A 13,389-nucleotide genomic window follows, 5' to 3' on the forward strand; every position below is an offset into this window, starting at 1 on the left:
CGAACAGGCATTACTATACATTAGTGGTATCGATTAGCAATAATTTAATTATTAATATTATCAATATAATAGCGCTTAGAGCAAAAACTCGCCTATTATGTAAGCAAAATTTGCCTTTGTTCTAATTGTCTGATATTAAAGCTTTAAATTTATTTCTATGACTTGAAACATGATTAGATGGATGTATAATCGTAAAAAACAAAAGGATTCTTTATGATTAATGTGAATTTGAAGCTGTTGATAATGGCTTACATAGCAGGAATGAGTTGTTCATTCGCAGTAGCTAGCGCGGTCTACTACTTCAAACCTTTTGAGATAACAAAAAGCCTCGTGTTTACAATCCTATTCGCTGGTGGAGCCGCTATGACTCTTTTAGCGTTAAAAGGATTGAAAAAAGATAAGCATCTAGGACTAGCCAAACAAGAAAATAAATAATAGACTAAAAGCAGGTATATACCTGCTTTTTTATTAAAAAATTAAAAATTTCGGAATAAAAGATGAATAAGAAAACATTACTTGGCGTATGCATGGGGACGCTAGCTGTTTGTGGTGCAGCAAAATCGGGAATTGCACATGCAGAAGAAATTAGCCCACAAATAAAAACGAATAGTGTCTATGTTGTAACTGTTTCTGAATCAATCAAAGACAAGTCAAACATTATTCTCGAAAAACAAATCCTTTTGAGCAACAATAACCCATACCATACAGTTTCAAAATTTAGTGAAAATTACTTTCTGAAAGATGCTGAAGGTGATTTTGTACTCACTAAGGAAGGAGATCCTATCATTGAGTACGGCGTGGAGCTTGAATTTAAGGGATATTCTCTTATCAACGGCAACTATGCCAGCATGAAAATCAATACGCAAACTTTGGTGAACACAGATGATTATCTAAATTCATACAAAGTAAGTAAGCACGATAAGCAAGGCTTTAAGATTAAAGACGCTATCCTGCCAGAAATGTCATCAACATTCACTGCTACAAATATCGAACTACCAGAAATTGGTAAAGATCTTGTTGTTTCAAAAGGAAGCTTCAAAGATTCAGATAAGAAAACGTTAGTAACAATAAAAAGAGTTGAGTAATCGACTAATGGCAGGTCATCCTGCCTTTTATTAGGAATCCATAATGAAAAAATCAGTAATTATCGGTTTAGTGTCGGTATTGGCATTAGCAGGATGCTCTAGCATTGATAAAGCAGAACAAGCTCCAGATGGGCAAGAGAAGATTGAACTCAGCAAAAATCTTTCTACATACCAGGTTTCTTTGAGAGAGTATTCTCCGTCTCGATTTATGATGCCTGATGATATTTTTTCTGTTCTGGTGTCTATCCCAAAGGATTCAAGCTTTGATGGGTTTAGATATAGCGGTTCAAGTGATGATGATGGAAGTCTATCAGAAGAAGATAAGAAGACTCTCTTAACCAATCACTATTTAAATCGAAATGACAATCTAGAGATTATAATTGACGATGTAAACTATGATGAAAGTGGTAGCCCAACGGACGCATACATTTCTGTAAGCGGTAAAACTCTATCAAGTATAGAAATGGTTATGATGGGTGAGAATGATAGAATTCAGTTGCCAGTAATTACTAAATTTGGCTCCGATGGTAGATTTGCACTTCCATTAGTATCAGATAAAGAAATTACCGTAATGCATTTTCAAGATAACGCCAATACGTACACATTGACAATTAAAAAGCACTAGGCTGAAATAGCAATACTTAAAGGGTTTGATACAACTATCAAACCCTTTTCTGTTGGAGATTATTGGATAATAGGAACTTCAATGACATCGATTCTATCAAAATGATCACCGCCGTTTGATGCGGGGTTTTGCAGTTCTTTTAATATGACTTCTTTGTTATCAAGCTCAATGGGAATTTTTACCTTAATAGGTCGTTTTTGCTTATGAGCGCTTACTTGTTCTTGAAACGCCAGCATAGCTTTTTCTGCAATACTCTTACTTGTATAAGTCCAGATAAGCTCGCCTTTTCCGCTATTACTTCCAAATGAGTCAATCTCTGAATATCTCAATACAAGAGCATATACGGTACTTTCAGCATCAATAGATAACTTGTATTGTTCCATTTGATGACCAGGCTTTAAAAGCTCAGGTTTTTTTATATATGCCCCAGACAATGAGTAATCTGTAATTGTTCCCCAATTATCCCAGTATACTTCCTTAGCGACTACATCCCTTTTTACTTCTTCAGTCAAAATGTACAAATTCATCTTTTAATTATTCTTGATTGGTATTTATTTGACCAAAATAATACAAGAGAAATCTGTCACTAACAATGATTCTAAACAACTAGAAAACAATTAAATCATCGATTGCTTTGTTTTCGGTTTAACATCGCTAATGGCATTCCTGATGTTACTAGAAAGAGTTCTGTAAGCAGGAATCAACTGGCTTTGTGAGAAGTCAGCCATTGTTAATCAAATAACAATGAATCCCCTTTCTTACCCACGCAGTGGGCGCGAAGCGAGGGAGTGGAGAATGTCAAAATCATCATTTTATTGTCTGAAAAGCCATTCAGCTTTTGTTCGATATGTTCACCTAAAGCTGGAGAGCAATAGTCAGACAAACCCACGTCTGGCTCATCTAAAACAACAAGAGCTGTTTTTTCATCTTTGATTGCGCTTTCTAGACATCTAATGGTGGCGCTAATTGAGCATACCCCTGTAGATTTAAAGATCCCCTCTTTGGATTGATTCGATAAAGCGCAAAAGAGGAAGTCACTTATCGTCTTTATTAACGGTATTCGATTGTTGCAACATAGTTACCTCTTGATCGACTTGCTTTTAAACCACCGCGATACAATTTCATGATGTCTGAATCTTCATGGAAGTCATTCTTACTTACTTCACTTTTGATGAATGACATTACTTCATCATTCAGTAGTGTTAGTTCTTCATCTAGGATGCTTTCTAAGAATTTTACCTGTTCTTTTGAGTTAGCGTCATAAGCATAGAGATCAAAACTGCCGTTTTTAATATCACCATACTCATCAAATAAATCTTCCTTTTTATAAAGATATCCATTTGATAGTTTTGCTTTGCGCAGCAAACCAAAGGCAATTTCAGCGCTATATTCGTCGGCGCATCGAACTAACACATCACCATTAGTCAGATTGATAGTTTCTGGAAGCTCTGTTGCAGGGATAATCTCAGGGAAGGCGATGTTATACCCAATATGGTCAGAGACCTCAGCAAAGAAATCGTTAATCAGATCTGATTTTACAAGGAAGGATTTGTGATCTCCCAAGCCCATTGCAATGATGTGATGCATTATTTTTTCCTTAATTGATTGTTTTAAATTATACATATATTAGAGTCATAGTCAAACAAATTTTAGCTTTTAAAATGATTGACATTCATGTATCTTAGTACGGTTTTTTGAATGGTAAATAAATAATGAAAAGAAAAGTAATTGAGCACATTCCTGGTTCGCTTGGAAAGCGTAATGCAGCATTTGTTGGCTTTCACTTCAAATCGGAAGCATGGCGTGGTTTTGAATCTTTGCCTGTAGAAGCTAGAAATAAAGAGATCTTGCAAGTAGCCTTAAACCTACGCTGGGATTCAAGGTTCGGTTTTCCAGGGGGTTTAGTTGAAGAGGGTGAATCTCTAAAACATGGCGCAGTTAGAGAGGTTCGTGAAGAGCTTAATTTTAGTATTGACGAATCCAAGCTAGAATTGCTTTGTACACATCAAGTTAAAGATGATCTAAATGCGCATTTCTTTACTTATGAGATTACAGAAGAAGAAAAAAGATTGATGTATAAAAACCTTCTTGATGCTCCGCATTTTGGTTTTGAGATTTCAGGTCTTATCTTCCTACAATGCGTAAATCATGAGTCAGGTAAAGGGGTAGATAGCTTCTTAGAAAATACCTCTCTAGCTCCTGCTGTAGACATCGAAATCAAGAAATTGATGGAGAAATATGCCTGATATTAGAAAGCCCCACATATCGCTATGTAGGGCTTTTAATTAGTATGGGATCTCGACTGATACTGGGTTGATAAATAGCACTTGGTTTACCCTATCCAGTTGTTTACCTAGAAGGTTTAGACCTACCCAATTTTTTGGATTCAAAATCTTAGGGTTCTTTTCATCTAAACCTACGCCCCAGTTTAAGTCATTTTTTGCAGCTTCAACAAATTGCTTTGTTCCTACTGTAGCCATTGACTCACTACACACCTTGTTTTGCTGGAATTTTAATACATTACCGTAGAATACAACATCTTCACGGTTTTCTTTCCACACTTCTTCTGAGTATGGCTTAACATCTCGACCAAGCATTTTAGCTGCTTGTGGTGTCTTGGCATCAAGGATTTTTCTGAACAGGCATTTCGGATGCATACGCATAAATTCGAATACATCTTTCATGGTTGAGCTTGCGCCCAAAATCATAATTCTAGCCTTGTGAAACATCATCCAATGCTCTGCTGACTTGAATTTAAATCCTTTGTATGTAAATCCATGCTTACTCTGCTGAGAGTAAACCTCTGACTTATCATAAAAGAACACAAAGTTTTCTGTAATTAACATTTTTTATTCCACTTTTAAATATTAAAAATCGGGCTAATGCCCGATATGTAACGGTGTTTTTGCTTTTACTGATTGGCTGTTTGAGGAATAGGATCAGCTATAAGCGCTTTTGTTTCGTTATACGTATGGATATCCATAATGTAGGCAACGGGTTCATTATTCATTTTTAAAACTGCTGTTTTTCCCGTCGAAGATACTCGTTCAAGAACAGAATCTAAGTTTGACTCAAAATCTTTACTTTCTATCTCTACTTCCAACATTATTTATTTCCTATATTAATGATTCATGTTCTGAGGCTTGCAAGTCTGACAACGATTTAAAAAGGCGTTCCAGTTTTCTTTAAGTTTTTGTTTGTTTGAATCAGTCATTGAATTCAGTGATGTGATGTTTTCATTAAGCCACTGAACTGCTTTAGTTTCAACTGTTTTAATTGGTGTATCTCGAAAAGATAAGGTCATACGATGACCATCTTTTGAAACGATGATGTTACCACGACCATGACGCGACTGAAATGAAGTGTTGTCTGGTAGAACTCGACTTCCTTTTGCGCGTACCACTGGTGCTGGTGCAAAAACGCCAGTAACGTTTTTAGCTTTCAGTTCCATATCGAACCAACCACGGCTCAGTGTTAGAAAGTCAACAAGAGTAGCATTAACGTAGTTTTTCTTAATGTAGTTAAACGAATCTTTCACTTCTTGATAAGTCACTGTACCGTTTGCCGCTGCTTGTTTTACAGTTTTAGCCCATGCATCAACAATTTCAACACTGATTTTTTCTGAATCGAAAGTGCCAAGAAAAGCGCTTTTACCAGAGTTGTCAGCAAACGACATAACAATCTTAACTTCGGTTGAGATTTTGTTCTTACGCTCAATAGCTCGCATGTAGATGCCACCTTGTGAACGCTTCTTTGTTACCGCTTTAGTGTTTTGACCGCGATCTTCGAAAATCGTAAATTTTGCATCAGCGTATGATTCGCTTAGTGAATCAAGGCAGTCAAAACGGAAAGTCTTAGTTGTCTTTGTGCTAAGAGTAACGACAAACGAACCGTAGTTTTTACTTCTCTTTACGTAAAGATATTTAACACCATTAGCCATTTCCTCCGCTTTCGCAATTAGGCTATCTAATCTTACATCTTGAGCGAGTATTTCTTGGGATACGTTCGCCTCTAAACCTCTGATTTGCATTCTGATTGTTTCCTCTATTACAGCCAATTAATTTGAACTTTTATTTATTTGTTATTCTGCTCAGTTCGTTAGATTATACCTAGATAAAGACAAAAGTAAAGTTTATTTTTATCTTTTTTGGCATACTTGCTTGCGACATAGTTGCATAAGCAACAATTAACACACTACTAAGCTGTAAGTCATTGATTTTTATACAGGTAAAATTTTAGTTAATACATTTACCTTGCGGTTTACTGGTGCGTTATGGGTTGGTTTCTTAATTATTTCGTCTATGTTCATATGATACCACGGATGAACTTATGACAAAACGGTATGGTGGTTATTTTTTAATTAGTTTAATGAATATATCTTGCACACACTTCAGCTTGAGACACGTTGAAATACAATGAGACATAGTGAACCAATCGCCTGCTCACAGGTTTACCTGTGTTACGCATTAGTTGATTTACAGAGATATGATGTTCAGAAAAATAAGTGTCCTATAACGATTAAGAGATGATAATTGACCATGCTTGCCCTAAATGACCATACTCGCTCTAAATGACCATACTCGGTTTCTTTGACCATACTCGCTCTAAATGACCATACTTGGTATTTTTGACCAAACTCGCTTGATTTGATTGAGTTTGGTGCTATCATCCTGTTCAGAATATATTTTTTCGAATATCACTAACCTTGGGGAAGGCGGATATCATGACAAATCTTCGTGCAGAGAATATACAAGCGCTTAAGCGTCAACGCACCGCTCTAGAAAAACACCGTAAAGTAAAGAGCATGACTTCAGGTAAAGTAGAAGTTAAAGAAGAGCTAATTGAGCAGTTTTACTCTAAAAAGCAACTTGTAGGCGCTTTAAATATCAGCGATGCTCAGTTTGAAGAGGTCAAAAAAGGTATGATTGAGGACGGTTATATCTTCAATCAGAATAATAGTAATCAATATCAGCTTGATAGGGTTCAAGCGATTGAGTTTGTAAAGCGATGCGGTGTTAAGTCTTTCAAGGAAATAAGGAAAGAGAAAAATATCAGCCCTAGTGTTGTCGTAGTTCAAACAGCTAAGGGTGGTGTTGGTAAAAGCACAACTGCCCAAGGTGTTGCTATTGAAGCTGCTTTAGACCCTATTAGAAACATGCGTGTTTGCCTAGTCGATTTCGATCCTCAAGGTACTCAAAGAGTATTTCTTTCGAAAGAAGCCGTGGACGCTAAGGATGACAACTACATTTCTTTTGTAGACAAGTTCCAAGACTGGATGGATGACGATCTAGAAACACGCAAAGAAAAGCGTGAATTCTATCGTAATGAATTACTAGAGGATGTCATTATTCCTACTAGCGTTCCTGCGCTAAAACTAATCCCTTCTGTTCTGACTGACCTTTCATTTCAGCTTTATTCATCAGCGAAGCTACTTGAGGAAGGTAAGCAATTCTCTATGTCATATGTTAGGGATATGATTATCGAGCCTCTTAAAGATGATTTTGACCTGTTTGTATTCGACTTGGGTCCAAGTCCAGACATGTTCTTAATGAATGCGCTGTACGCTGCTACAGACCTTCTAATGCCTGCTACGGGTAAACCTATCGACTTTAGAGCTTATGAGAAGCATCTTGTTAACCTTGAATATGTTTTCAAGGAAATGCTGCCTGAAGATTGGAAGGGTTTGAACTCTATTAAAACAATTATCAATAGAGCAACAAAGGCTGATAAAGTAGTTTGGAAAAATGTAAGCACAATACTAAGCGTTTCTGATTGTTTGCCAGAAATCATACAGGAGTCTGTGGCGTTCTCTCAATCGGCAGAGGACTACAAGCCAATCCAACTATACAAAACAAGAAAAGCTAGCGTTAGAGAGGCGCAGAACTCCATGAATAGGCTTTATCAGTCTTACATCGACGTTGTCTCTGAAAGGTTTCTTTAGGAGGGTGAGATATGAATGATCGTTTCGTTTCCCCAAGCAAAAAAAAGAAGGCTACCTCTACAGGAGGAAGCTTCAACCACCAGGCAAATGCTGAGGCGTTAGGTAAGTCTGTAAAAGTGGTGGCTCAAGCAATTAACTCCCACATTGAAGAGTTAAATAGAGTAGATATCAATCAGTTTTTAGGCGAGCTGACAAAAGAGTTAGAGGTAGACCTGTCTGGCTTTAGCGGTTTGGTCAACGTTAATTCATCTGGCACGTTTTATTTAACTAGCCCACTTTATGGTGAAACTGAATTAAGACCAATGGAGCTTCGCACTTACAAGTACGACGAAATTGAGTCAAAAACTGTTGTCAATACGAGATCGAATGCCCGTATTCAAGAACTTCTTAACTCTCTATCTTTACAAGATATTTTAGGTACTCTTCAGGAGTCTGGTCAAAGCCTGCCAGCTATCGGTGTTGAAATCGATGATGGTAATGGTGGTAAAGTAGTCGAGATTATTGACGGTAGTCGTCGTAGACGAAGCTGCATTATTGCAGAGAAAGATTATTACGTCTTTGTTCTGAAGGGTAATGTAACAGCCATTCAAAGAAAATTTCTTCGAGAAACATTCAAGGCTACTAAAGAGCACTCGTTCTTAGAGGAATGTATTGCAATAGCTGCGGATCTTCATGAGTATAAAACTGAGAATCCTAAAGCGAGTATCGAAGAGTTTTCGAATATTGATTCAAAATATAGTTCGAGTAAAGTAAAGAGAATGGTGTCTTTTACAAAGATTCCACTTTCAATTATCAAGAATTTTTCAGATATCACTCTGAGATACAATTTTTTCGATAAGAGCTTATACCCTCTGTACACGAAATTTAATGCGTTAAACATGCTTGATGTTCTCGATGCGAACTTAAAGAATGAAGTTAGAGTGTTTGAAGAGCATGTTGATGATGATAACGATCTATCAGATGTTAACTTTAACGTTATTCCTGATCCATATGCAAAATCGGTGATCGATAAACTTGATGGGCTTGCTGAGCAATTATCTGAAATTTCGGAAGATATGTTTCTTTATGTACCAAGAGAAGCAATCACCGAACGGTTTGTGTCACATTTAGCTTACCCTCTCTATATCAAAGCCAATGATCTGGGTATATTAGATGAAATTGTTGTTGAGCTTAAAAATCATAGAGTACCTATAGAAGCCACTGATGATGCGCCAGAAACCGTATCTGAGCACATACCACTGGAAAGGCTGGAAAGTGCATTTAAAACAATCCTAGATGGTCTAAGCAGCTATCAAGATGATAACAAGGGAAGATCTGGTATTGATGGTCAGATTGAAGCCCCTGAGAATGTTGTGCCTACACCCAAAAAAGCTCGAACAGTTTATCATTGGGGATCTTTGAAAAGAAAAAAGTACATCAGATCAACTCAAAAAGAGTCTGGTGAGTTAATGATTAGCTTCAAAGGTGCTAGCGATGAAGTTAAAGAAAAGACGTTAGAATACCTCAATAAGCTAATGCAAGAAGAAGACTAGAAAACTGATATTGGGGGCTTAGCCCCCTTTTGTTAGTAATCATAACCAAGCTCAAAATCATTATATGGGTTCACTTCTACGATTTTGGCAGACTCTAATAATTGCTGATCAATAATTACAATCTCTTTTTCTCCAGGCTTTCCATACATTGCTTCGGCTGTATATCCAGATATTTTGAGATTCTTACATAGAAATTCATTAGCCATTTTTGCACATTCAATCTCTGTAAGATCTGGATTAAGGTTTGATATGGCGTGATTTAAAGCTGAATGAATATCCCCCAAAGAGAAGTCCTCATGGTGAAAATCAGGTGTGTTTTTGATTAAAGACTGAAACGCGGCATGAAATTTTTGACTAAGGTTATCGAAATCCTCTTGGAATCCATCATCGAAGTCATAGTCATCAAAAGCTCTGTGTATACATATGTCTTTTAGATCTGTACTGCAAGTTGCAGAAGGATATATTCCGTCATCATCAGGATCTACGTCATAAGTCTCGTCAAACCCCTTATCAAGCAAGTTCTCAATAATTGATTCAAAATCAGTATCTTCATCTATAAAGACACCCGCATCAGCCAAATATTTCAAAGTTTCGGGGTCGAAATCTTGTGTGTTTACATGCTTGTTACAAAAGTCGATATAGATATCTATTAGATCATCTGATTCATACAGAGTTTCACTCCAGTCCTTCAAATCAGAAATATCTATGTGTGGGATTGAGACCTGATACAGCACACCTCTATGAGGGCAAGAGTATGCTTTGCCATTACCATTATTAGTTAGTACGTTCAAAAACTTTATATGTTCAGACATGCCAGAGAAGTGGTCAATTGCTTGATCAAATCCTTTCGACTCAATTACCTCTATAACCTCATACGGTATGGTTTCAGGTTCGATTATTTTAGATTTATACATGTATGTAGGCTCTGCACCATCATATGTTTTGTATGTTGATAGATAATCTTTGGCTAAATCAGGACTTCCAAAATAAAACCCAAAACCGTGCCTTGCTAAACCAGTACCAGTACCTATTTTATTGAAGTCAAACTTGTCGAATCTTTTTGGGGTGGCTGTAAAAGTGGTTATCATTTCAAATTCTCTTAGTTATTTTAATAATTATATCATTCATAAGCAGGAACTTGAATTGAAGCAAGTCCTCAAGCTGCGTATAATTAATATTAAAATAAAAAATAGAGAAAACTACAATGAAAATGGAAGTTGAAAGGTACGGATTTTTTGTTTGTGCTCAAAATGATGATATCACTCTTGCTGGTGGTTTAAGATCTGGTAATAGTCGCGGTCATGAAACCCGATTGAAATACATCATTATGGATAACCATAGAATCAAGTCTTTAATGAAAGAAGGTATTGATCAAGTAGAAGCACAAAGGCTTTCTGAAGTTGGGCATGTGGAATTATTTGTCGAAGATGGTACGCTTTTTGATGTAAATGGCTTGGTTAATATCGTTATCAAAAATGAAAAGAATTTCAAAGAGAGAAGACAGGGGTATGCAACAAAAGTAATTCAATCGATTGTTGCAACCACTGGAAAAGATCTTGAGATTATGGACATTCAACCAGGCAATGCAGCTAGATTTTGGAAATCTCTAGGAACAGTATTCCACAATGGTCATGGAAAGGAAATTACTAACGCCATAACCAAAAAGTCAGGGATTGTTCATGGTACTGTTTCAAAAGAAAAAGTCCTGTCAATCTCAAAAGAAAAGAATAAGGAAGCTTCCTTTGATATCTAAAAAGACAACCCCAGCGATTCTGCTGGGGTTTGATGCTCAAAGTTTGTAGAAACATAGTTCGTTTATAAACTCCAAACTACTTTTGGTTTCAAGCATCATATTATTTCTTCTTATAAGGCTAATTTCTTCGGGGTCTGTGTTTATTCGAATACATTTAAATCATCATGTCGAAAAATATTGTAATACCATTGGTTGAACAACTTAGCCTGAATATCTGTCCTATCACTTTTAAATTCAAAATCTCCAAACATAAGAATGTTGGGTCTAGCGATTGATTCACATTTAGGACAGTAAACTTTATGTTCAGGAACAAGGTTATTATCCACTTCAATTTTTTCATTAATGGGAAAAATTGGTGAATCGCAACTGTACTTTCCGCATTGCCAGTGATTTATTGAACCGTGAACCTCGTAGATTTTATCCTTGGAATAGCCAGCTTTTTCAAAGTGTTCGTCCACATTTGTTGTTAAAACAAAGTAGTCGATATTATTTTCATTAATAAAATCTAAAAGCTTTTTGTATCCAATATGAGGATTAGTTGAATCATAAAGATTTTTTCTATGGATATAAAACCCTTGAAAGAGATCTTCGTTCTCATAAAGCATCTCTGGCGAGGATACCTGAGTAAACTCTTTGCCATTCAATTGTGGGTAGTTATCCCAAAACCCATTATTTGTTCTAAACACTGGTAAGCCGCTATCAGCAGAAAACCCCGCTCCAGCTAAAATTATCAGCTTGTCAGTTTTTCTTAAAATTTCTCTAATTTTTTTCATGACTATATATTTCATTTTTAATTTTAATTTTAATTTTAATTTTAATTTAAAGAAATGATATTATAGTTTCACTTTTAATCAAGTATTTACAAAAAGAAAGCCCCGCATAAGCGGGGCAAGTTCGATTACTTTACTCTAAATGCTCCATTTGATACTTCTACCCAAATCCCCTCCCCTACTCTCAATACTTGTTGATTGGTGTAGATGTGAGAATATTGCTCAATGATAGTGTATTCCTTTACGACTCCATTACCGTTAACAACAGTCAAACTATCCCAACAATTGAATTCTTTGAACTTTCGATTTTTAGCTTGGATCAGAAACTCAATTGGGAATTCATCTTCTCCGCTGTAAACATGCTCATTCAGTTCTGATTGATTAATTAATTCATGTAGTTCATTAAGTTTGAAATCGTATTCAATTTTTTTCGCTGGCGGGACAAGCCACAAACTGTAGGCATTTTCAAATACACTTGGATTATTGGTGATTTCAGGGTATGTATTAATGAAGTGTTTTTTTGCATCACTCGCGCTAACTAGATCTTTCAGAAATTTATCATAAGATGACTCATTCCATGACTCTGAAATCTTCTTTAAATGTGAGTATGAGGTATACCCAAACTGTTGTGAAAACTCATTTAAGATCTTAGTGATTTTCTTTTTAAGGGTGAATTCTGAGCATACAAAATTATTTAAAGTCTTGATGTCATTTTTAAGTTGGATTGCTTCTTTTACAGAAAAATAGATGCGTTGGTTCATGATAGTAATTTCCGATTTTATGCCAATAAGCACCACTCTTACTGACTGGAAAAAACAATCAGTAATTTTCATTGAACTACCCTATGCATACGCTTTGCCTTTGTGGTGGGTCAGGACTAGGTGTTGCCCTAACTCTCAAACTACAACAACTAAGATACTGTGTCAATTTAAGATAGTTTAATCTGTTACTTGCTTATTGGAAACAAATCAATAGCATACTGCTATATCGGTTAGGTTCCTAACTCGGAATTCTTGAAGATGAATATGGGTACTATGCAGTCGAAGGTCTTGCCGTAGCGTCTACCAGATCAAGCTCCAATTTCTCTGTTAGGTTCCTAACCTGGAAATCTTCAAGACAAATACGGGTACTATGCTGTCGAAGGGATTACCGTAGTGCCTACCAGAGAAAGCTCTATTTTCTCGGTTAGGTTCCTAACTTGGAATTCTCCAAGACGAATACGGGTAAAATTCAGTCGAAGGTGTAACTGCACAATAAAGTTTGCACACTAATTGGCTCTTATAGGGCGGTTCGTACAATATAGTTTGTACACTAAATGTGTTTTGAAGGCTGTCTCAGATAACCTTTTGCGGAAAAATCAATGATTGTCACCTCGCCAGAACCATTGGCACATAAGCGGTTAGGGATTAGTGTGCAGACTTTATTATTCCAAACTAAGTTAGTGTACAAACTCTCTATGCAGTGTTCAGACTTTATTGTTCCAAAACAGAAGGGTTTGCCAGGTTGTTTGCCAAAGGAAACTCTATTTTCTCGGTTAGGTTCCTAACTTGGAATTTTTCCAAGATGAATACGGATACTATGCAGTCGAAGGGGTTGCCTTGGAATCTGCCAAAGGAAACTCTATTTTCTCGGTTAGGTTCCTAACTTGGAATTTTTCCAAGATGAATACGGATACTATGCAGT

General features: G+C 36.4%; 15 protein-coding genes. 7 read left to right on the forward strand and 8 right to left on the reverse strand.

Translation table 11 applies throughout. The features are described from left to right. Positions 1–213: 213 nt before the first annotated feature. From R7Q39_RS19890 to R7Q39_RS19900, 3 genes are all read left to right on the forward strand, one after another. Positions 214–435 carry a hypothetical protein gene (locus R7Q39_RS19890; protein ID WP_038129908.1) on the forward strand — a complete coding sequence of 74 codons (222 nt, stop codon included), beginning with the start codon at positions 214–216 and terminating at the stop codon, positions 433–435. A gap of 62 nt (positions 436–497) precedes the next feature. Beyond that, positions 498–1,085 carry a hypothetical protein gene (locus R7Q39_RS19895; RefSeq protein WP_318076694.1) on the forward strand — a complete coding sequence of 196 codons (588 nt, stop codon included), beginning with the start codon at positions 498–500 and terminating at the stop codon, positions 1,083–1,085. 43 nt (positions 1,086–1,128) lie between these two features. Further along, positions 1,129–1,710 carry a lipoprotein gene (locus R7Q39_RS19900; RefSeq protein WP_318076695.1) on the forward strand — a complete coding sequence of 194 codons (582 nt, stop codon included), beginning with the start codon at positions 1,129–1,131 and terminating at the stop codon, positions 1,708–1,710. Positions 1,711–1,769: 59 nt separating this feature from the next. Here the strand turns inward: R7Q39_RS19900 and R7Q39_RS19905 are convergent, their stop codons facing one another. Further along, entirely contained in the window at positions 1,770–2,222 is a 453-nt protein-coding gene (locus R7Q39_RS19905) for a hypothetical protein (protein ID WP_318076696.1), read from the reverse strand. A gap of 538 nt (positions 2,223–2,760) precedes the next feature. Next, positions 2,761–3,297, reverse strand: coding sequence for a hypothetical protein (locus R7Q39_RS19910; protein WP_229624144.1), 537 nt, complete (start codon positions 3,295–3,297; stop codon positions 2,761–2,763). 125 nt (positions 3,298–3,422) lie between these two features. Here R7Q39_RS19910 and R7Q39_RS19915 point away from each other — a divergent pair, with 125 nt between their 5' ends. Next, the gene (locus tag R7Q39_RS19915; RefSeq protein WP_020332299.1) at positions 3,423–3,956 is read left to right on the forward strand and encodes an NUDIX domain-containing protein; all 534 of its coding nucleotides are present in this window, start codon (positions 3,423–3,425) and stop codon (positions 3,954–3,956) included. 39 nt (positions 3,957–3,995) lie between these two features. On the opposite strand, the gene R7Q39_RS19920 is transcribed toward R7Q39_RS19915, so the two are convergent. The 3 genes from R7Q39_RS19920 to R7Q39_RS19930 form a co-directional block, all read right to left on the reverse strand. Further along, positions 3,996–4,556, reverse strand: coding sequence for an NADAR family protein (locus tag R7Q39_RS19920; RefSeq protein ID WP_048516231.1), 561 nt, complete (start codon positions 4,554–4,556; stop codon positions 3,996–3,998). A gap of 65 nt (positions 4,557–4,621) precedes the next feature. Next, positions 4,622–4,816 carry a type II toxin-antitoxin system Phd/YefM family antitoxin gene (locus tag R7Q39_RS19925; protein ID WP_318076697.1) on the reverse strand — a complete coding sequence of 65 codons (195 nt, stop codon included), beginning with the start codon at positions 4,814–4,816 and terminating at the stop codon, positions 4,622–4,624. Between the two features lie 15 nt (positions 4,817–4,831). Next, positions 4,832–5,740, reverse strand: a complete 909-nt coding sequence (locus R7Q39_RS19930; RefSeq protein WP_318076698.1) for a hypothetical protein — start codon at positions 5,738–5,740, stop codon at positions 4,832–4,834. Between the two features lie 693 nt (positions 5,741–6,433). Here R7Q39_RS19930 and R7Q39_RS19935 point away from each other — a divergent pair. Beyond that, a complete protein-coding gene (locus R7Q39_RS19935) occupies positions 6,434–7,651 on the forward strand; it encodes a ParA family protein (RefSeq protein ID WP_045591848.1) in 1,218 nt (405 codons plus the stop codon). An 11-nt stretch (positions 7,652–7,662) separates the two neighbouring features. Continuing rightward, entirely contained in the window at positions 7,663–9,183 is a 1,521-nt protein-coding gene (locus R7Q39_RS19940; RefSeq protein WP_318076699.1) for a ParB N-terminal domain-containing protein, read from the forward strand. Positions 9,184–9,215: 32 nt separating this feature from the next. On the opposite strand, the gene R7Q39_RS19945 is transcribed toward R7Q39_RS19940, so the two are convergent. Beyond that, positions 9,216–10,271 carry a hypothetical protein gene (locus R7Q39_RS19945; RefSeq protein ID WP_318076700.1) on the reverse strand — a complete coding sequence of 352 codons (1,056 nt, stop codon included), beginning with the start codon at positions 10,269–10,271 and terminating at the stop codon, positions 9,216–9,218. A gap of 116 nt (positions 10,272–10,387) precedes the next feature. On the opposite strand from R7Q39_RS19945, the gene R7Q39_RS19950 reads away from it, so the two are divergent. Beyond that, positions 10,388–10,936: a hypothetical protein gene (locus tag R7Q39_RS19950; RefSeq protein WP_318076701.1), complete on the forward strand. Its 549-nt coding sequence runs from the start codon at positions 10,388–10,390 to the stop codon at positions 10,934–10,936. A gap of 140 nt (positions 10,937–11,076) precedes the next feature. Here the strand turns inward: R7Q39_RS19950 and R7Q39_RS19955 are convergent, their stop codons facing one another. Together R7Q39_RS19955 and R7Q39_RS19960 are read right to left on the reverse strand one after the other, a co-directional pair. After that, on the reverse strand, positions 11,077–11,709 hold the full coding sequence (locus R7Q39_RS19955; protein ID WP_318076702.1) for an SIR2 family NAD-dependent protein deacylase: 633 nt from the start codon (positions 11,707–11,709) through the stop codon (positions 11,077–11,079). A gap of 125 nt (positions 11,710–11,834) precedes the next feature. Beyond that, positions 11,835–12,539, reverse strand: a complete 705-nt coding sequence (locus tag R7Q39_RS19960; RefSeq protein ID WP_318076703.1) for a hypothetical protein — start codon at positions 12,537–12,539, stop codon at positions 11,835–11,837. Between the last annotated feature and the right edge of the window lie 850 nt (positions 12,540–13,389).

Source organism: Vibrio sp. 947, assembly GCF_033339115.1.
Lineage (GTDB): Bacteria > Pseudomonadota > Gammaproteobacteria > Enterobacterales > Vibrionaceae > Vibrio > Vibrio alginolyticus.